The 18451-nt window shown below is 71.0% G+C and carries 18 protein-coding genes; 3 read left to right on the plus strand and 15 right to left on the minus strand.

What is annotated here, in order from left to right; genetic code table 11:
• Nucleotides 1-14 precede the first annotated feature (14 nt).
• From ACFY0F_RS17800 to pgsA, 14 genes are all read right to left on the minus strand, one after another.
• Nucleotides 15-554: an adenine phosphoribosyltransferase gene (locus tag ACFY0F_RS17800; protein WP_388794406.1), complete on the minus strand. Its 540-nt coding sequence runs from the start codon at nt 552-554 to the stop codon at nt 15-17.
• The gene (gene secF / locus ACFY0F_RS17805) at nt 551-1660 is read right to left on the minus strand and encodes a protein translocase subunit SecF (RefSeq protein WP_388794409.1); all 1110 of its coding nucleotides are present in this window, start codon (nt 1658-1660) and stop codon (nt 551-553) included. The genes ACFY0F_RS17800 and secF overlap by 4 nt, the downstream gene beginning before the upstream one ends.
• A 3-nt stretch (nt 1661-1663) precedes the next feature.
• Nucleotides 1664-3451: a protein translocase subunit SecD gene (gene secD / locus ACFY0F_RS17810; RefSeq protein WP_388794412.1), complete on the minus strand. Its 1788-nt coding sequence runs from the start codon at nt 3449-3451 to the stop codon at nt 1664-1666.
• Nucleotides 3452-3594: 143 nt separating this feature from the next.
• Nucleotides 3595-4125: a preprotein translocase subunit YajC gene (yajC, locus tag ACFY0F_RS17815; RefSeq protein ID WP_388794416.1), complete on the minus strand. Its 531-nt coding sequence runs from the start codon at nt 4123-4125 to the stop codon at nt 3595-3597.
• A gap of 167 nt (nt 4126-4292) precedes the next feature.
• Nucleotides 4293-5363: a Holliday junction branch migration DNA helicase RuvB gene (ruvB, locus tag ACFY0F_RS17820; RefSeq protein WP_388794418.1), complete on the minus strand. Its 1071-nt coding sequence runs from the start codon at nt 5361-5363 to the stop codon at nt 4293-4295.
• A 28-nt stretch (nt 5364-5391) separates the two neighbouring features.
• The gene (ruvA, locus tag ACFY0F_RS17825; protein WP_388794421.1) at nt 5392-5997 is read right to left on the minus strand and encodes a Holliday junction branch migration protein RuvA; all 606 of its coding nucleotides are present in this window, start codon (nt 5995-5997) and stop codon (nt 5392-5394) included.
• The gene (gene ruvC / locus ACFY0F_RS17830) at nt 5994-6524 is read right to left on the minus strand and encodes a crossover junction endodeoxyribonuclease RuvC (RefSeq protein WP_388794424.1); all 531 of its coding nucleotides are present in this window, start codon (nt 6522-6524) and stop codon (nt 5994-5996) included. Before ruvC ends, ruvA begins: the two co-directional genes overlap by 4 nt.
• Before the next feature lie 212 nt (nt 6525-6736).
• A complete protein-coding gene (locus ACFY0F_RS17835; RefSeq protein WP_388794428.1) occupies nt 6737-7489 on the minus strand; it encodes a YebC/PmpR family DNA-binding transcriptional regulator in 753 nt (250 codons plus the stop codon).
• Between the two features lie 75 nt (nt 7490-7564).
• Entirely contained in the window at nt 7565-8170 is a 606-nt protein-coding gene (gene pdxT, locus ACFY0F_RS17840; protein ID WP_388794431.1) for a pyridoxal 5'-phosphate synthase glutaminase subunit PdxT, read from the minus strand.
• Nucleotides 8171-8200: 30 nt separating this feature from the next.
• Nucleotides 8201-9115: a pyridoxal 5'-phosphate synthase lyase subunit PdxS gene (pdxS, locus tag ACFY0F_RS17845; RefSeq protein WP_388794434.1), complete on the minus strand. Its 915-nt coding sequence runs from the start codon at nt 9113-9115 to the stop codon at nt 8201-8203.
• 128 nt (nt 9116-9243) lie between these two features.
• Complete coding sequence (locus tag ACFY0F_RS17850; protein WP_388794437.1) at nt 9244-9786, minus strand: hypothetical protein; 543 nt, start codon at nt 9784-9786, stop codon at nt 9244-9246.
• Between the two features lie 224 nt (nt 9787-10010).
• Nucleotides 10011-11177, minus strand: coding sequence for a glycosyltransferase family 4 protein (locus ACFY0F_RS17855; protein ID WP_388794440.1), 1167 nt, complete (start codon nt 11175-11177; stop codon nt 10011-10013).
• Nucleotides 11174-12082, minus strand: coding sequence for a phosphatidylinositol mannoside acyltransferase (locus tag ACFY0F_RS17860; RefSeq protein ID WP_388794443.1), 909 nt, complete (start codon nt 12080-12082; stop codon nt 11174-11176). The genes ACFY0F_RS17855 and ACFY0F_RS17860 overlap by 4 nt, the downstream gene beginning before the upstream one ends.
• On the minus strand, nt 12079-12762 hold the full coding sequence (pgsA, locus tag ACFY0F_RS17865) for a phosphatidylinositol phosphate synthase (RefSeq protein WP_388794446.1): 684 nt from the start codon (nt 12760-12762) through the stop codon (nt 12079-12081). Before pgsA ends, ACFY0F_RS17860 begins: the two co-directional genes overlap by 4 nt.
• Nucleotides 12763-13045: 283 nt before the next feature.
• On the opposite strand from pgsA, the gene ACFY0F_RS17870 reads away from it, so the two are divergent.
• Both ACFY0F_RS17870 and ACFY0F_RS17875 read left to right on the plus strand, forming a co-directional pair.
• A complete protein-coding gene (locus ACFY0F_RS17870; RefSeq protein WP_388794449.1) occupies nt 13046-15241 on the plus strand; it encodes an elongation factor G-like protein EF-G2 in 2196 nt (731 codons plus the stop codon).
• Between the two features lie 209 nt (nt 15242-15450).
• Complete coding sequence (locus ACFY0F_RS17875) at nt 15451-17097, plus strand: hypothetical protein (RefSeq protein ID WP_388794452.1); 1647 nt, start codon at nt 15451-15453, stop codon at nt 17095-17097.
• A 39-nt stretch (nt 17098-17136) separates the two neighbouring features.
• Here the strand turns inward: ACFY0F_RS17875 and ACFY0F_RS17880 are convergent, their stop codons facing one another.
• Complete coding sequence (locus tag ACFY0F_RS17880; protein WP_388794455.1) at nt 17137-17697, minus strand: HIT family protein; 561 nt, start codon at nt 17695-17697, stop codon at nt 17137-17139.
• A 67-nt stretch (nt 17698-17764) separates the two neighbouring features.
• Between ACFY0F_RS17880 and ACFY0F_RS17885 the strand changes: the two genes are divergently transcribed.
• On the plus strand, nt 17765-18427 hold the full coding sequence (locus ACFY0F_RS17885; RefSeq protein ID WP_388794458.1) for a potassium channel family protein: 663 nt from the start codon (nt 17765-17767) through the stop codon (nt 18425-18427).
• Nucleotides 18428-18451: the final 24 nt, after the last annotated feature.

The raw sequence follows: 18451 nt of genomic DNA on the forward strand, positions 1-18451 counted from the left end.
GAACCAACGACAGGTCAGACCCGCAGCAGCGCCTCCAGCGGAGCGCCCCGCAGAGCGGCCTCCAGACGCGGACGGCCCTCCAGGAAGCACAGCTCCATCAGTACGGCGACGCCGGCGACCTCGGCCCCCGCCCGGTGGATGAGCTGGATGGCCGCCTCGGCGGTACCCCCCGTGGCGAGGACGTCGTCCACGATGAGGATGCGGTCACCGGAGACCAGGTCCTCCGCGTGCACCTCGATCTCCGCCGACCCGTACTCCAGCTCGTACGCCTGGCGCAGCGTCGCCCCGGGGAGCTTGCCCGCCTTCCGTACGGGGATGAAGCCGAGCCCCGCCCGGACGGCCACCGGGGCGCCCAGGATGAATCCGCGGGCCTCCAGCCCGACGATCTTCGTGGCGCCGGTGCGTTCGGCGATCTCCGCCAGCGCGTCGGTGAGGGCGGTGAACGCCGCCGGATCCGCCAGCAGCGGGGTGATGTCCTTGAACATCACGCCCTGCTCCGGATAGTCCTCGACGTCCCGGATACGGCTGAGCAGGAGTTCCTTGATGTCGGTCATCGGCGCTTCCCGGAGGGTCGGCCACGGCCCCGGTTACGGGACGCGGGCTGGTTGCGCGGTCCCACGACGGCCGCGGCGGCGTCGTCCGGCTCGTCGGAGGCGACGGGCCGGTTCTCGGCGAGCTCCTCGTCGGCGGCGGCCTGGGCCCGCTTGGCCAGGACGCGCTTCCTGAGGGCCTTCATCTGCGGCTCGCGCTCCTTGAGGTCGGCGACGAGCGGCGTGGCGATGAAGATCGACGAGTAGGCGCCGGCCGCGAGGCCGACGAACAGCGACAGCGAGATGTCGTTGAGCGTGCCGGCTCCGAGGAAACCGCCGCCGATGAACAACAGGCCGGCCACCGGCAGCAGCGCGACCACCGTGGTGTTGATGGAACGGACCAGGGTGCCGTTGATCGACTGGTTGGCGATGTCGCTGTAGGTGAAGCGGGTCTGCTTGGTGATGTCCTTCGTCTGCTCCTTGAGGCTGTCGAAGACGACGACCGTGTCGTAGAGCGAGTAACCGAGGATCGTCAGCAGACCGATGACCGTACCGGGCGTGACCTCGAAGCCGACGAGGGCGTAGATGCCGGTCGTGATGGTGATGTCGTGGATCAGTGCGACCAGGGCCGCGATCGCCATGCGCCATTCGAAGGCGATCGCCAGGTAGATCACGACGAGGACCATGAAGATCCCCAGGCCCTCCCAGGCCTTGTTGGCGATCTGCTCACCCCAGCTCGGGCCGACCAGGTCGGCGGCGAGCTTGTTCGGGTCGAGGCTCAGGTCCTTGGCCAGCTTCTGCTTGATCTGGTCGGACTTGTCGGTGTCGATACCGGCGATCTGGATGCGCAGGCTGCCGTTGCCGAGCTTCTGCACGACCGCCTCGTGGCCGGCCGCGTCCTGCGCGTACTCCTCGGCCTTGGCCACCGAGGTGCTCATGTGGGTCGGCGTGGTGAAGACCGCTCCGCCCTTGAACTCGATGCCCATGTTCAGGCCGCGCACCGCCAGGCCGACGATGGCCGTGATGGTGATCAGGATCGAGACGCCGTACCAGATCTTGCGCTTGCCGACGAAGTCGTAGCTGATCTCACCGCGGTGCAGTCGCGCGCCGAGGTTGCCGAGTTTCGACATCGCTCACGCCTCCTTCGGGTCGACGGAGCCGGCGGCAGGACCGGCGGGACGGCGGGTGCGGCGCAGCGGCGGCTTGGCACCCAGGCTCTTCGGGTCGAGACCGGACCACTTGTGGCCGTTCGCGAAGAACCTGCGGCGGGCGAGCAGTGTCATCAGCGGCTTGGTGAAGAAGAAGACGACGACCACGTCGAGCACGGTGGTCAGGCCGAGCGTGAACGCGAAGCCCTGGACCTTGCCGACGGTCACGATGAACAGCACCGCGGCGGCGAGGAACGACACGAAGTCGGAGACCAGGACCGTGCGCCGGGCGCGCGGCCAGGCCCGCTCGACGGCGGGACGCAGGGTGCGGCCCTCACGGATCTCGTCCCGGATGCGTTCGAAGTACACGATGAACGAGTCCGCGGTGATGCCGATGGCGACGATGGCACCGCAGACGGCCGGCAGGTTCAGCGCGAAGTTGATGGCCGGGCCGAGCAACGACATGATCACGTAGGTCAGAATCGCGGAGACCAGCAGGGAGGCCATGGCCACGAGCGACAGGCCGCGGTAGTAGATGACCAGGTAGATCACGACCAGCGCGAGACCGATGGCGCCCGCGAGCAGACCGGCGTGCAGCTGCTCACCGCCGAGCGCGGCGGTCACCGTGGTGACGGTGTCCTCCTTGAAGGAGAGCGGCAGGGCGCCGTACGACAGCATGTTCGCGAGGCTCTGCGCCTCTTGCTGGGTGAAGCTGCCGGAGATCTCCGCCTGGCCACCGGTGATGGCCTGGTCCACGTTCGGGCTGGAGACGACATCGCCGTCGAGGACGATGGCGAACTCCTTCTGCACACCCTGGTTCTTGGCGAGCTGGCCGGTGATGTCCGCGAACTTCTTCGACCCGCCGCCGGTGAAGGTCATCTGGACCTGCCAGCCGACGGTGTTCTGGGTGCCGAAGACCGCCTGGGCCTTCTTCACGTCGGTGCCGTCCACGGCGGCCGGGCCGAGCAGGTACTTGTACCAGACCTTCCTGATCTGACCGCAGGCCACGGTGGACTCACCGGGCTTGGCGCTCGTGCCGGCCTTGGCCCGGTCGGCGGCCTTGGTGCAGTCCAGGGCGGTGTACTGGGCCTGGAGCCTGGCGGCCGTCTTGTCGGCGGCGCTGCTCGGCGCGCTCGACGAGGCGGAGGGGCTCGGGGAGGCCGAGGACTTCGCGGAGGCCGAGGACGACGGCGTGGCGTCGGCCTTCAGGCCGTCGGTGACCGCGCGGCCCTGAGAGGTGGCGGTGGCGGTCGGGGAGGCCGAGGAGGGCGAGGACGCCTTCTCCTTGGAAGAGGCGCTGCTCGACGGGCTCGGCGAGCCGCTGCCGCTGGGGGACGCGCTCGACGACGGGCTCGGCGAGGCGGCGGCGCCGCTGGGCTCGCTGGTGAGGACCGGGCGGAAGTACAGCTTGGCGGTGGTACCGACCTGCTGCTGGGCCTCCTTGGAGTTGGTGCCCTTGGGGATGTTGACGATGATGTGGTCCTTCCCCTGGGTCTGCACCTCCGCCTCGGAGACGCCCAGACCGTTGACACGGCGGTTCATGATTTCGACCGCGGTGTTCATGTTGGCCTGGTTGATCGCGGACCCCTGGTCGGCCTTCGCCTTGAGCGTGATGCTCGTACCACCGGCGAGGTCGATACCCAGACGCGGAGTGGTGTTTCCGGAGGCGAACATTCCCCCGGTGAGCGCCGCGATGGCGATCAGGATGAGGGCCAGTGAGCGCCCTGGCTTGCTCTGGGCACTCGCGCTCCGGCCCCTCTTAGGTGCTGCCACCTTCTCGTACTCCCTCTCGGGCCGCCCCGCGCCCGGTCGGGGCGCGGTCGGCCATGACATGGTGTCGGGATCCCGTGCGGGAAACAGACGCGCCCGGGGTGCGCCGGGCGCGAACCTATCGCGCCGCGCTCCCCGGGGCGTGACTACTTCGCGTCGGACTCGCCGTCGGTCTTCTTCGGCTCTTCGTCCGCCTTCGCCTCGGCGTCCCTGGCTTCTTCGGCGCGGGCCTCGGCGGCCTGGGCCTGGTCGGCCTTCTCCTCGGACGCGTCCTTCTTACCGAGGTCGACGGACTTGTCGTCGGAGGCGGCGGGAGCGTCGGCGGCGGCGTCGGTCTCGGTGAGGGAGGAGGCGTCGTCCGGAACGAGGTCGGCGTCGGACTTCAGGTCGTGCTCGATGCCGTGGACGATGCGGTTGTACTCGTCGTCCGTGAGGACGGCGCCGATCGCGTTCTTGGCGAAGAGGAGGTCGACACCAGGGGCGGCGTCGAGGAGGACCGTGTCCTCGTTGACCTCCTTGACCGTCGCGTACATCCCCCCGATCGTGCGGACACCGGAGCCGGGCTGCATCTCGTTCCGCATGTTGGCGGCCTGCTGCTGCTTCTTCTTGGCCGAGCGCGTCATCAGGAACATGGCCGCGATGAGCACGATGAACGGGAGAAGGGTCAAGGTATTCACGGGACGGGATTTCCTTCGCGCGACCGCGATGGAGGGCGGCCTGGTATTTGGGGGTTGGGTCGGCGCCGCCCGCGAAGGCGGCATCGGCGGAGTCTAAGCGAGTCCGCGTGCATGGAACAACGCTCAGCATGGCACCTGGGTTCCTGCCCCCGCCAATGCCCTCGCCGTCACGCCCCGAACAGGTCCTGTTGTCCGTTTCCTGTGGACCCGGAGCGGGGCGGGGTGAGGCCGAGATGCGCCCATGCCGCGGGCGTGGCGACCCGCCCGCGCGGGGTGCGGGCGAGCAGGCCCTCGCGTACCAGGAAGGGTTCGGCGACCTCTTCCACGGTCTCCCGCTCCTCCCCCACCGCGACGGCCAGCGTGGACAGGCCGACCGGGCCGCCGCCGAACAGCTTGAGCAGGGCCTGCAGGACCGCGCGGTCGAGCCGGTCCAGGCCGCGCGCGTCGACCTCGTACACGGCGAGGGCCGCCGCGGCGATCTCCCGGGTGATCAGCCCGTCCGCCTTGACCTGTGCGTAGTCCCGCACCCGGCGCAGCAGGCGGTTGGCGATGCGGGGCGTGCCCCGGGAGCGGCCGGCGATCTCGGCGGCGCCGTCGGGTTCGACCTCCACGTCGAGGAGGCTCGCGGAGCGGTGCACGACGCGTTCGAGCTCGGTCGGCTCGTAGAACTCCATGTGCGCGGTGAAGCCGAAGCGGTCGCGCAACGGGGGCGGCAGCAGGCCCGCGCGGGTGGTGGCGCCGACCAGCGTGAACGGGGGCAGTTCGAGGGGGATGGCGGTGGCGCCGGGGCCCTTGCCGACGATGACGTCGACCCGGAAGTCCTCCATCGCCATGTAGAGCATCTCCTCGGCGGGCCGGGACATGCGGTGGATCTCGTCGAGGAAGAGGACCTCGCCCTCCTGGAGGGAGGAGAGGATCGCGGCGAGGTCGCCGGCGTGCTGGATGGCGGGGCCGGAGGTGATGCGGATGGGGGCGCCCATCTCGGCGGCGATGATCATCGACAGGGTGGTCTTGCCGAGGCCCGGGGCACCGGAGAGCAGGACGTGGTCGGCGGTCGCGCCACGCGCGCGTGCGGCGCGCAGGACGAGGTCGAGCTGCTCGCGGACCTTCTCCTGACCGATGAACTCGCCCAGGTCCTTGGGTCGCAGGGCGGCCTCGACGGCCTGGTCCTCGCGGTCGGCGACAGAGCCCACCAGCCGCTCGGGGGCGGCGGGGTCGGTCGTGTCGTCCCAGTTCATGTGGTGTGCCTCGGGGTGGTGTGGTGGATCAGCGGGCGCGGTTCAGGGTCTGCAGGGCCGCCTTGAGGAGCTGGCCGACCTGCGGGGTGCCCCCGGCGGCCTCGGCCTGCGGGGCGACGGCGGTCACCGCCTCGTCGGCCTCCCGGGTGGCGTACCCGAGGCCGATGAGCGCGGCGTGCAGCTGGTCGCGCCAGCCCTGGGTCACGGGCGTGCCCACGGCGGGGGCGCCGATCGGCTCGCCGAGCCGGTCCTTCAGTTCCAGCAGCAGCTTCTGGGCGCCCTTCTTGCCGATGCCGGGGACGGCGGTCAGGGCCTTCTCGTCACCGGTGGCGACGGCCCGGCGCAGCGCGTCCGGCGTGTGCACCGCCAGCATCGCCTGGGCCAGTCTGGGGCCGACCCCGCTCGCGGTCTGCAGCAGCTCGAAGACCTGGCGCTCGTCGTCGTCGGCGAAGCCGTACAGCGTCAGGGAGTCCTCCCGGACGACCAGCGAGGTCGCCAGCTTGGTCTGCTGCCCGGTCCGCAGTCCCGACAGGGTGTTCGGGGTGCACTGGACGGCGATGCCGATGCCGCCCACCTCGACCACGGCGGAGTCGGGGGCGAGGGCGGCGACCGGTCCGCTCACGAAGGCGATCATCCCGTACGGCCTTTCGATGTGTGCAGGGCGACGGCCTGCTGGAGTCGGTTCTGCGCGGGGGCCCGCCAGATGTGGCAGATGGCGAGCGCGAGGGCGTCGGCGGCGTCGGCGGGCTTGGGCGGCGCCGCCAGCCGCAGCAGGCGGGTGACCATGGCGCCCACCTGGGCCTTGTCTGCGCGTCCGCTGCCGGTGACGGCGGCCTTGACCTCGCTCGGGGTGTGCAGGGCGACGGGGATGCCGCGACGGGCGGCGCACAGCATGGCGACGGCGCTCGCCTGGGCGGTGCCCATCACCGTACGGACGTTGTGCTGGCTGAACACCCGCTCCACGGCGACGAATTCGGGCCGGTGTTCGTCCAGCCAGGTCTCGATGCCCTGCTCGATGGCGACGAGGCGGTGCCCCAGCTCGGCGTCCGCGGGCGTCCGTACGACCCCGACGCCCACCATGGTGAGCGGGCGCCCCGCGACCCCCTCGACGACGCCGACGCCGCAGCGGGTCAACCCGGGGTCCACCCCCAGTACGCGCACCGCGCGCCCCCTCCCTCTCCCCTTTTTGCGGCTAAGCCGCCGCCGCTCTCGCGGACCTGGCTGAGCACCGTCGTGGTTCCTCGATTGATGGTTGCGGACCGTGGACGGTGATCTACGGATGCCGCCAGGCTAGTCGCTGGCACTGACAACAGAGGCGGGCCGGTGGGACGTGTCCCCCCGGCCCGCCGAAACGCGCTGAGCCCGCGGCAGCGTTACGCGTCGACCTTCTCCATGACCTCGTCGCTGACGTCGAAGTTGGCGAAGACGTTCTGCACGTCGTCGCTGTCCTCGAGGGCGTCGATCAGCTTGAAGATCTTCCGGGCGCCCTCCTCGTCCAGCTCGACCTGCATGGTCGGGACGAAGTTGGCCTCGGCGGAGTCGTAGTCGATGCCGGCGTCCTGCAGGGCGGTGCGGACCGCGACCAGGTCGGTGGCCTCGCTGAGCACCTCGAAGTTCTCGCCGAGGTCGTTGACCTCCTCGGCACCCGCGTCGAGGACGGCGGCGAGGACGTCGTCCTCGCTCAGCTCGCCCTTGGGGACGATGACGACGCCCTTGCGGTTGAACAGGTAGGACACCGAACCGGGGTCGGCCATGGAGCCGCCGTTACGGGTCATGGCGACGCGGACCTCGGAGGCGGCGCGGTTGCGGTTGTCCGTGAGGCACTCGATGAGCACCGCGACGCCGTTCGGGCCGTAGCCCTCGTACATGATCGTCTCGTAGTCGGCGCCACCGGCCTCGAGACCGCCACCGCGCTTGATGGCGGAGTCGATGTTCTTGTTGGGGACCGACTGCTTCTTGGCCTTCTGGACGGCGTCGTAGAGGGTCGGGTTGCCCTCGAGGTCGACGCCGCCCATGCGCGCCGCGACCTCGATGTTCTTGATCAGCTTCGCGAAGAGCTTGCCGCGCTTGGCGTCGATCACGGCCTTCTTGTGCTTCGTCGTGGCCCATTTAGAGTGGCCGGACATCTGCCTGTCTCCTTCGCGTAACCCATCCTGTACGAACTCCCCCGGGCGGACCCGGAAGGTTAACCCTCGGAGATCCTACAAGGACTCGGATGCCCGGGTGGCGCGCACCATGTCGACGAAGTGCGCGTGCACCCGGTGGTCGCCGGTCAGCTCCGGGTGGAACGACGTGGCCAGCGCGTTGCCCTGGCGGACCGCCACGATGTGACCGTCGTGCTCGGCGAGCACCTCGGCGTCGGCGCCGACGGACTCCACCCAGGGCGCGCGGATGAAGACGCCCTCCACGGGGTCTCCGTCGACGCCCTTGACGTCGACGGCCGCCTCGAAGGACTCGTTCTGCCGGCCGAAGGCGTTGCGGCGCACGATCATGTCGATGCCGCCGATCGTCTCCTGGCCCGAGCGCGGGTCGAGGATCTTGTCGGCGAGCATGATCATGCCCGCGCAGGTGCCGTAGACGGGCATGCCGTCCCGCACGCGCGCGCGGAGGGGTTCCATCACGCCGAAGAGGACGGCGAGTTTGGAGATGGTCGTGGACTCCCCGCCGGGGAGGACGAGGCCGTCGACCTCGGCGAGTTCTTCGGGGCGCCGCACCGGCCTGGCCACGGCATCCGCCGCGGCCAGGGCGATGAGGTGCTCCCGTACGTCGCCCTGGAGGGCCAGGACGCCTACGACAGGAGTGTTCATGGGTGATTACCTGGTGCGCTTCGGGGGCGATTACCAGCCGCGGTTGGCGTAGCGCTCGGCCTCGGGGAGGGTGTCGCAGTTGATGCCGACCATGGCCTCGCCGAGGTTGCGGGACGCATCCGCGATGATCTTCGGGTCGTCGTAGAAGGTCGTCGCCTTCACGATGGCGGCGGCGCGCTTGGCCGGGTCGCCGGACTTGAAGATGCCGGAGCCGACGAAGACGCCCTCGGCGCCGAGCTGGCGCATCAGCGCGGCGTCGGCCGGGGTGGCCACGCCACCGGCGGAGAAGAGGACCACCGGGAGCTTGCCGAGTTCGGCGACCTCCTTGACGAGCTCGTACGGGGCACGCAGCTCCTTGGCCGCGGCGTAGAGCTCGTGGTTGTCGAAGCCGCGCAGGCGAGCGATCTCGTTCTTGATCTGGCGCAGGTGGCGGACGGCCTCGACGACGTTGCCGGTGCCGGCCTCGCCCTTGGAGCGGATCATCGCGGCGCCCTCGGCGATGCGGCGCAGGGCCTCGCCCAGGTTGGTGGCACCGCAGACGAAGGGGGTGGTGAACGCCCACTTGTCGGAGTGGTTGACCTCGTCGGCCGGGGTGAGGACCTCCGACTCGTCGATGTAGTCGACGCCGAGGGACTGCAGGACCTGGGCCTCGACGAAGTGGCCGATGCGGGACTTGGCCATGACCGGGATCGAGACGGCGTCGATGATGCCCTCGATCATGTCCGGGTCGGACATGCGGGCCACGCCGCCGTCCTTGCGGATGTCGGCCGGGACCCGCTCCAGGGCCATGACGGCGACGGCGCCCGCGTCTTCGGCGATCTTCGCCTGCTCCGGCGTGACGACGTCCATGATCACGCCACCCTTGAGCTGCTCGGCCATGCCGCGCTTCACGCGGGCGGTGCCGGTCTCCGGGGACTGTACGGAGTTGGGGATCGTGGTGGACACGGGTGACCTCACTCGGTTGGGCAGGGGGTTTGGTGCAGCACCGAGGAAACGCGGCCGGACCAGTCCACAGCAAGGGCCAATGGCAAGCCGGTGGATCATTTTGGTGAACGCCCCCCGACATCAGGAGGCTAGGAGACCCGCTCCACCAGGGCCGTCGGCGGCTCGTCGTCCATCTCGAAGGCCAGCGGGAACGGCGCGTGTCCGGCCAGCCGGAACCACCGGACCTTGCGGTGCTCCCGCAGCCTGCGCGCGGCCCCGACCGCGTCGTTGTGGAACCGGCGGGCCATCGGAACCCGGCGCACGGCCTCGGTGAGCTCGTGTGCCGCCGCCTCTCCCCCGGGGGCCTCGCGGACGGCCTCGACCTGCTGGGGGTCCGCGAACACCGCCCGCAGCGCCTGGCTCAGCTCGCTCTCGGCGACCTCCCGCTGCTCCTCCTCGGCCTGGCGGGCGGCGTGGGCGGCCTCGTACAGCACTATCGAGGCGGCGGGGTCCAGCACCCCGGAGGTGGCCAGTTCCTGGGTCACCGAGGCCCGCCGCAGCAGCTGGGCGTCGAGCGCGGCGCGTGCGGCGTCGATGCGTGCGTGCAGCCGGTCCAGCCGGCCCGCGGTCCAGCTCAGGTACAGGCCGATCGCGACGAGCGCGACGAGGATCCAGATGAGTGTTGCGGTCACGGGCGGCAAGGCTACCGGTGCGCTCCGCTGGGGTTCGCGGGGTGTCGTGCGGGGCGTTGTCGGGACCGGGCACTGGGGGCTGCCGCCCCCGGACCCCCGCTGCCGGCCTGAACGGCCTCGTCCTCGAACGCCGGACGGGCTGGTGATGCAGGCCGGCCGAGGGCCGCGCAGCACCTTGCCCTCGCCGTCACCGGGGGCTGCCGCCCCGGCTGGAAAGGTACGGTTCAGTCCCGCGCCGCGAGACCCAAGCGGGCTCTCAGTCCCGTGGTCCGTTCGTCCGCCGCCACCGCCGCCGCGCCCGCCGTCACCGTCTCGTACACCGACAGGATGTCCGCGCCGACCGTCGACCAGTCGAAGCGCCGCACGTGCACGCTGCCCCGTTCCCGGAGCTCGGCGCGGCGTGCCGGGTTCGCGAGCAGGCGTAGCGCCGCGTCGGCGAGGGCGTCGGCGTCCTCGTTGGGGAACAGTTCACCGGCCGCGCCCTGGTCGAGGACCTGGGCGAAGGCGTCCAGGTCGGAGGCGAGGACAGGGGCGCCCGCCGACATGGCCTCGACGAGGATGATGCCGAAGCTCTCGCCGCCGGTGTTGGGCGCGACGTACAGGTCGATGCTGCGCAGGAAGCGCGCCTTGTCCTCGTCGCTGACCATGCCGAGGAACTCCACGCGCGAGCGCAGTTCGGCGGGGAGGGACTCCACCGCCTCCTCCTCGTCGCCGCGGCCGGCCACCAGCAGCCGGGTCTGCGGGCGTGCGGCGAGGATCTTCGGCAGGGCCTTCATCAGCACCGGCAGTCCCTTGCGGGGCTCGTCGATGCGCCCGATGAAGCCGATGGTGTCGCCCTGCCACGCGGGGTTGGGCTCGGCCTCGGCGAAGAAGCCGACGTCGACGCCGTTCGGGATCACCACCGCGTCCCCGCCGAGGTGCTCGACGAGCGTGCGGCGGGCGTACTCGCTCACCGCGATCCGCGCGCTGATCTTCTCCAGTGCGGCCTGCAGGATCGCGTACGCGGCGATCATCGCGCGGGAACGGGGGTTGGAGGTGTGGAAGGTGGCCACGATCGGGCCGGACGCCGCCCAGCAGGTCAGCAGGCCCAGCGACGGCGAGGTCGGCTCGTGGATGTGGATCACGTCGAACGCGCCCTCGTGCAGCCAGCGCCGCACCCGGGCCGCCGAGAGGAAGCCGAAGTTGAGCCGGGCCACCGAGCCGTTGTACGGCACCGGCACCGCGCGCCCGGCCGAGACCACGTACGGCGGCAGCGGGGTGTCGTCGTCGGCGGGGGCGAGCACGGAGACGTCGTGGCCGAGGCGGATGAAGTACTCGGCCAGATCCCGGATGTGGAACTGGACGCCGCCCGGCACGTCCCAGGAGTACGGGCAGACGATGCCGATTCTCACGGCGTTCCCTTCGCGGGGTCGAGGTCGGCGAGCCACAGCCGTTGCAGCATGTGCCAGTCCTCCGGGTGGTCGGCGATCCCCGAGGCGAAGGCGTCGGCCAGCGCCTGTGTCATGGCGGACGCCTTCTCGGCCCGCGTGCCCGACTCGGGCACCTCGACGGGGGGATGGACGCGGCCCCGCATGACGGGCGAGTCGTCGTACCAGAGCGTGACGGGCAGCAGGAGCGCCCCGGTCTGCTGGGCGAGCAGGGCCGGCCCGGCGGGCATCCGCGCGCTCTCGCCGAAGAAGGTCACCTCCACGCCGGAGGCGGACAGGTCGCGGTCGGCGACCAGGCAGACCAGGCCGCCGTCCCGCAGCCGCCGGGCCAGTGTGCCGAACGCGGAGCCGCCGCTGTGCGGCAGCACCTCCATGCCGAGGCCCTCCCGGTAGGCGACGAACCGGTCGTACAGCGTCTCCGGCTTCAGTCGCTCGGCGACCGTCGTGAACGGGATCTGCAGCTTCGTGGTGACCCAGGCGCCGGCCAGGTCCCAGTTGGCCAGGTGGGGCAGGGCCAGGACGACGCCCCGGCCCGCGGCGAGGCCGTCGGTCAGGAAGTGCAGGTCCTTGGGGTCGAAGCCGGCCCTGATCCGCTCGGCGCTCCACGCGGGGAGCCGGAAGGACTCCATCCAGTAGCGCAGGTACGAACGCATGCCCGCGCGGGACAGTTCGGCAAGGCGCTCCGGAGTGGCGTCCGGCACCACGCGCGCGTAGTTGCTCTCCAGCCTTCGCACGCCCTTGCCGCGCTGTTTCCAGGCCAGGTCGGCGATGGTCCGGCCCAGCCGTACGGCGGCCGGCTCGGGGAGCCTCTTCACGGTGCTCCAGCCCAGCCCGTACAGGGCGTCGGACAGTCGCTCCCCGGCGCTCACTGCGCCGCCTCGCTCCCCTGGGAGGCGTTCGCGCCGTCCGGCCCGGCCGCCGCCTCCGCCTCGGCGGACTCCCGGCGGACCGTGACGACCCGCTGGATCAGGGTGACCAGGCTGCCGACGGCGACGATCCACAGGGCGACCGGCAGCAGGTACTGGATGCCCGGGACGCCGAACTTGTGCAGACCCGCGAACCCGGCCGCGACCAGTGAGACCACCAGCCGCTCGGCGCGCTCGACGAGCCCGTTCACCGCGACCGGCAGCCCGATCGACTCGCCTCGCGCCTTGGTGTACGACACCACCTGGCCGCTGGCCAGGCAGAAGATCGACACCGCGCACAGGACGTTGTCGTTGCCCAGACCGGCGTACCAGAGGGCGAAGCCGCCGAAGATCGCGCCGTCGGCGACCCGGTCCAGCGTGCTGTCCAGGAAGGCGCCCCAGCGGCTGGAGCGGCCCAGCTGGCGGGCCATGTTTCCGTCGACCAGGTCCGAGAAGACGAACAGCGTGATGACGATCGTGCCCCAGAAGAACTCGCCCCTGGGGTAGAAGACCAGCGCGCCCGCGACCACTCCGGCGGTGCCGAGGAGCGTGACCGTGTCGGGGCTGACGCCCCGCCGGATGAGAAACGCGGCGAACGGTGTGAGGACACGCGTGAAGAATGCACGCGCGTACTTGTTCAGCATGGCCTTCCCGACGGTCGGTGTCGCCGCGGCCCCTGCTGGCCTCCGGCTGGCCCATCGTAGTCACGCGCGCGCGTGGACGGCCGCCGGGCACCCGCACCCGGTGACCGGATCGGTTGCTTGGCTCGCAACCGCTCCCCGGCGGGGCGACGGGCGTCCCTCGTATGGACGCAGCGTGACGGGAGTGGAAAGCTCGAAGGACCGCGGGCGTCGCCGGAGCCGCCAGTGCACGCGGTGCCGCGTGTCCGCGCCCACAGTGACCTCACCGTGCACGGGAGGCAAGGCCATGGGCGACAAGGCGCACACACACCCCGGGGCCGCCGGCAGGGCTACGGCGGCCGACCACCCCGCGTCCGTACGGAATGTGGTGCTGGTCGGCCACTCCGGATCGGGCAAGACGACTCTGGTGGAGGCTCTCGCACTGACGGCGGGAGCGGTGAACCGGGCGGGCCGCGTGGAGGACGGCGGCACCGTCTCCGACTACGACGACATCGAGCACCGGCAGCAACGCTCGGTACAGCTCTCCCTCGTACCCGTCGAATGGGACGGCTACAAGATCAATCTCCTCGACACCCCCGGGTACGCCGACTTCGTCGGGGAGCTCAGGGCCGGTCTGCGCGCGGCGGACGCGGCCCTCTTCGTCGTCTCGGCCTCGGACGGGGTGGACGGCTCGACCCGGATGGTGTGGGAGGAGTGCGCGGCCGTCGGCATGCCGCGCGCCATCGTCATCACCCATCTGGAGGCGGCGCGCGCGGATTTCTCGGAGATGACCCGGGTGTGCGCGGAGGCGTTCGGCGCCGACGACCCGGACGCCGTGCTCCCGCTGTACCTGCCGTTGCACGGCCCGGAGGGCCCCGACGGGCACGCGCCCGTGACCGGGTTGACCGGGCTGCTGTCGCAGAGGCTGTTCGACTACTCCTCCGGCGAGCGCAAGGAGTCCGAGCCGGGCGAGGACCAGTTGCCGGGGATCGAGGAGGCCCGCAACCGGCTCATCGAGGGGATCATCTCCGAGAGCGAGGACGAGACCCTCATGGACCGCTACCTGGGCGGTGAGCAGGTCGACGTCAAGACGCTGATCGAGGACCTGGAGCGGGCCGTCGCGCGCGGCGCCTTCTTCCCCGTCCTGGCCGCCGCCCCCGCGGCCGAGGGTGCCAGGCAGGGCCTCGGCACGGTGGAGCTCCTCGAGCTGATCACCGGCGGGTTCCCGACCCCGTTGGAGCGGGATCAGCCCCTGGTGACCACTCCCGAGGGGCAGCCGCGCGAGCTGAAGCCGTGCGACCCCGCCGGGCCGCTGGTCGCCGAGGTCGTCAAGACCTCCTCGGACCCCTATGTCGGCCGGATCTCGCTGGTCCGCGTCTTCTCCGGCACCCTGCGCCCGGACGAGACGGTGCACGTCTCCGGGCACGGGCTGGCCGACCGGGGCCACGAGGACCACGACGTCGACGAGCGCGTCGGCGCCCTGTCCACGCCGTTCGGCAAACAGCAGCGTCCGGTCGCGCACGCCGTCGCGGGCGATCTCGCGTGCGTGGCCAAGCTGAACCGCGCCGAGACCGGGGACACCCTGTCGGCGAAGGACGACCCGCTGCTGATGGCACCGTGGGAGATGCCGGACCCGCTGCTTCCGCTCGCCATCCAGGCGCACAGCAAGCCGGACGAGGACAAGCTCAGCCAGGGCCTGTCCCGGCTGGTCGCCGAGGACCCGACCATGCGGCTGGAACAGAACCAGGACACCCACCAGGTGGTGCTGTGGTGCCTGGGCGAGGCCCACGCGGACGTCGCGCTGGAGCGGCTGCGCAGCCGGTACGGCGTCCAGGTCGACGTCGTACCGCACAAGGTCTCCCTGCGGGAGACGTTCGGCACCAGGGCGGCCGGGCGCGGACGGCATGTGAAGCAGTCCGGCGGGCACGGCCAGTTCGCCATCTGCGAGATCGAGGTGGAGCCGCTGCCCGGCGGCTCGGGCATCGAGTTCGTGGACAAGGTGGTCGGCGGTGCCGTGCCGCGGCAGTTCATCCCGTCGGTCGAGAAGGGCGTACGGGCCCAGGCGGCCAAGGGGGTCGCCGCCGGATATCCGCTCATCGACGTCCGGGTCACGCTGCTGGACGGCAAGGCGCACTCGGTGGACTCCTCCGACGCCGCGTTCCAGACGGCGGGCGCGCTCGCCCTGCGGGAGGCCGCCGCGGACGCGCGGATCCATCTGCTGGAGCCGGTCGCCGAGGTCACCGTGCTGGTCGGCGACGACTACGTGGGCCCCGTGATGAGCGACCTGTCGGGGCGGCGTGGCCGGGTGGTCGGCACCGAACAGGTGGGCACCGGGCGAACCCTCGTACGGGCCGAGGTGCCGGAGATCGAGATCGGCCGCTACGCGGTCGACCTGCGGTCCCTCTCGCACGGCACCGCCCGTTTCAGCCGGTCCTACGTGCGGCACGAACCGATGCCGTCGCAGATCGCCGAACGCGTCCGCGAGGAAGCCAAGGACGGTTGAGCGCGCCCCGGAACCGCCGTGGTACTGGGGGCGCCGCCCCGTCGGCGGACGGCTTCGGCCGTCCGCCGACGAATGTCGGTGCCTGCCGATACGCTGGTGAGGTGATCAACACGCATACACGTGATCACCATGTGTCCTGATCAACAGGTGTGCGGACCAAGGAAGTCGGGAAGGCCGCAGGAGCGGGGCCGCGGCGATCGGGGGCGGGAATGTCGGTGGGAACGGAGTGGGACGGGCCACAGGTGCCCATCTCGGGGGACGAGAGCCAGGCGGCCACGTTCGCCCTGGCCTCGGCGGCCTACCGGGACAGCGATGTCACGGACATACTCAAGGCCAACGGCGAGTGGCACGAGTCGACCGTCAAGGACGGCGTGTTCTCCCTGCTCAGGCCGAATCTGGGTGAGGCGTTCTCCCGGTCCGTGGTCGACCGCATGCTCGCTCCGGGCCGCGCCGCGCTCATCCAGTCGTTCGGCACCGAACCCCAGGTGGTCGTCGAGCACTGCCTCGCGGCGAACACCATCCGCCGGGACCGCGACAACCGGCTGACCGCCGTGATGGTGCTGTGCGGCCTGCTCTTCCTGCCCGGACTCCTCGTCTGGCTGCTCGTCTTCCAGATCCGCTCCACCATCTCCAAGCTCAACGACAGGCGGGCCGGCGCCCTGGGCACCACCCTGCTCGTGGCGGTGGGCGCGCTCGCCGCGCTCTTCCTGGTGCGCATGCCGTTCCACGGGTTCTGGGCCTGGTACGGGCGCGCGGCGGCGGTGGCCCCGGTGCTGGGCTGGTTCTGGGCCAAGCGCATCTGCGAGCAGACCGCCCACGACCTGCGCGGACGCTGGGCCGGTCTGCTCGCCGGCAGCAGCGTCGGCGCCAAGATCCCCGAGTCGGTGCCCAGCAGCCCCGCCCAGACCGCCGCCGAGCAGCTGCGCCAGTCCCTGGCCAAGCTCAGCGCCGAGCAGCAGTCGAACTCCGTCTTCTACGCCGGGCCGAAGGGCATACTCGGCATGGGCACCCGCTGGGGTGCCTGGCAGCTCGCCGAGGACCTGGTCCCGGCCGACCCGGCCCGGGAGATCCATCCGTTCCGCAGCTGGGACGTCATCCGCGCCATCCACGACCAGCTGAGCCTGCTGGAGCGGGGCCCGCTGAACACCGGAGGCTTCCCGAAGCCCTCGATACGGCACTGGATCGTCACACCGATCGGTGAGAACGCCACGGCGGTCTCCCGGCCGGAGGGCACCGACGTCGAGGCGTACCAGGTCAAGTCGCACGCCATACAGGACATCTGCAACAAGCAGCAGTTCGGCAGCGGTGACCGGCACTACCTCGGGGTCCAGTGGACGTTGTGGGACGGCCAGCTGATCATCACCATGCTGATCACCGTGACCGTGCTGCACGAGACGCTGCGCATCGAGGTGACGGGGCATGCGCTGGGGCCGGTGCACTCCCTGTTCACCTCGAAGCCGGAGGCGCCGACGAAGTCGGTTCCGAAGTCCCTGAAGCCCTGGGAGTCGCGCACGATCAAGCTGCCGCTGGTCGACGCCGACGAGGTGGTCCGGCTCACCGCGCGGGCGCCGCTGACCTGGTATCCGCCGCTGCTGAACTGGCTCGGCGGCACGCTGGCGCTGCCCGAGCCGTTCGGGCTGCGGCATGTGTGGGCGGACAAGCCGTGGCGTCACCGTTTCATGGCCGACGACGCACTGCGCGCCGCCACGCCGGTGCTGCGGGTGGTCCACTCGGCGGCGATCCGGGTGCTGCGCGAGAACGGCGTGGACGTGGAGAAGTTCGGGGCGCGGTCGGCGTTCCTCAGTGGTCAGGTGCAGGACCCGACGCCGAAGAAGGCGGATCTGTACGAGGCGTAGTCCCCAGGGGCGGCGGCCCCCGGGGATCCCCCGCTGCCGTCACACGCTGGGCCAGGCCTCCGCCAGCATCTTCCGGGTGTCCGCCAGCAGCTGCGGCAGCACCCGCGTGTGGCCGACCACCGGCATGAAGTTCGTGTCGCCGCCCCAGCGGGGCACGATGTGCTGGTGGAGGTGGGCGGCGATACCGGCGCCCGCCACGGTGCCCTGGTTCATCCCGATGTTGAAGCCGTGCGCGCCGGACGCGGTGCGCAGGGCCGTCATCGCCTGCTTGGTCAGCTCGGCCAGTTCCATGGTCTCCGAAGCGGTGAGCTCCGTGTAGTCCGCGACATGACGGTACGGAACGGTCATCAGGTGACCACCGTTGTACGGGTAGAGGTTGAGCACCGCGTACACGTGCTCACCGCGCCGGACGACCAGCCCGTCCTCGTCCGACTGGGCCGGGATGGAGCAGAAGGGGCAGCCGTCGCCGGCTCCCGGGCCGGTCGGCTTGTTCTCGCCCTGGATGTAGGCCATCCGGTGGGGTGTCCACAGGCGCTGGAACGCGTCCTGCGTCCCCACTCCGATCTGCTGTTCCGGCTCACTCGTCATGCAAGGCAGCATATGGCTTCGCCTGATCCCGGCGTGTCGCCGGGGCGCTCGCGAAGCGGTCCAGGGCGAAGCTGTGGCCATGGACGACGACAGCCGTACGGCCCGCTGGGAGCAGCGGGTGGCTTATCCACTGGGTGTGGCGTCCCTGCTCTATCTCGGCTCGTACGCGGTGTGGGTCCTCGGAGAGGACCTGCCCGAGCCGCTGCCCGATCTGTCTCTGGCGGTGCTGGCCGGGTGCTGGGCACTGTTCGTCATCGACTATGCGGTCCGCTGGCGCCTGAGCGGGGAGGGGGTGGGCTTCGTCCGCCGGCACTGGCTGGACACGGTGGTCGTGGTGCTGCCCCTGCTGCGGCCGGTGCGGATCGCACGGGTCTACGACGCCTTGCAGGAGCGTCGCCCGGGTCGGCCCCGCAGGCCCCTGCAGGCGCGGGTGATGCTGTACGCGGGCCTGTCGGCCGTGTTGCTCGGCTTCGCCTCCTCGCTCTCGGTGTACCGCTTCGAGCGGGCGGCCCCCGGGACGACGATCCGCACGTTCGGCGACGCGCTGTGGTGGGCGGCCGCCACCCTGTCGACCGTGGGCTACGGCGACGCCGTCCCGGTGACGCTGCCGGGGCGGCTGGTCGCGGTCGTCCTGATGGGCTGCGGGCTGGCCCTGCTGGGCGCGGTGACGGGGTCGTTCTCCTCGTGGCTGATGCAGCGGTTCACCCTGGACGAGGACGAGGAGAGGCCCGTGGGGGACTGAAAGTCCCCCACGGGCCTCCTCGAT

It is taken from the genome of Streptomyces sp. NPDC001544, assembly GCF_042894285.1.
In the GTDB taxonomy this organism is placed as follows: domain Bacteria; phylum Actinomycetota; class Actinomycetes; order Streptomycetales; family Streptomycetaceae; genus Streptomyces.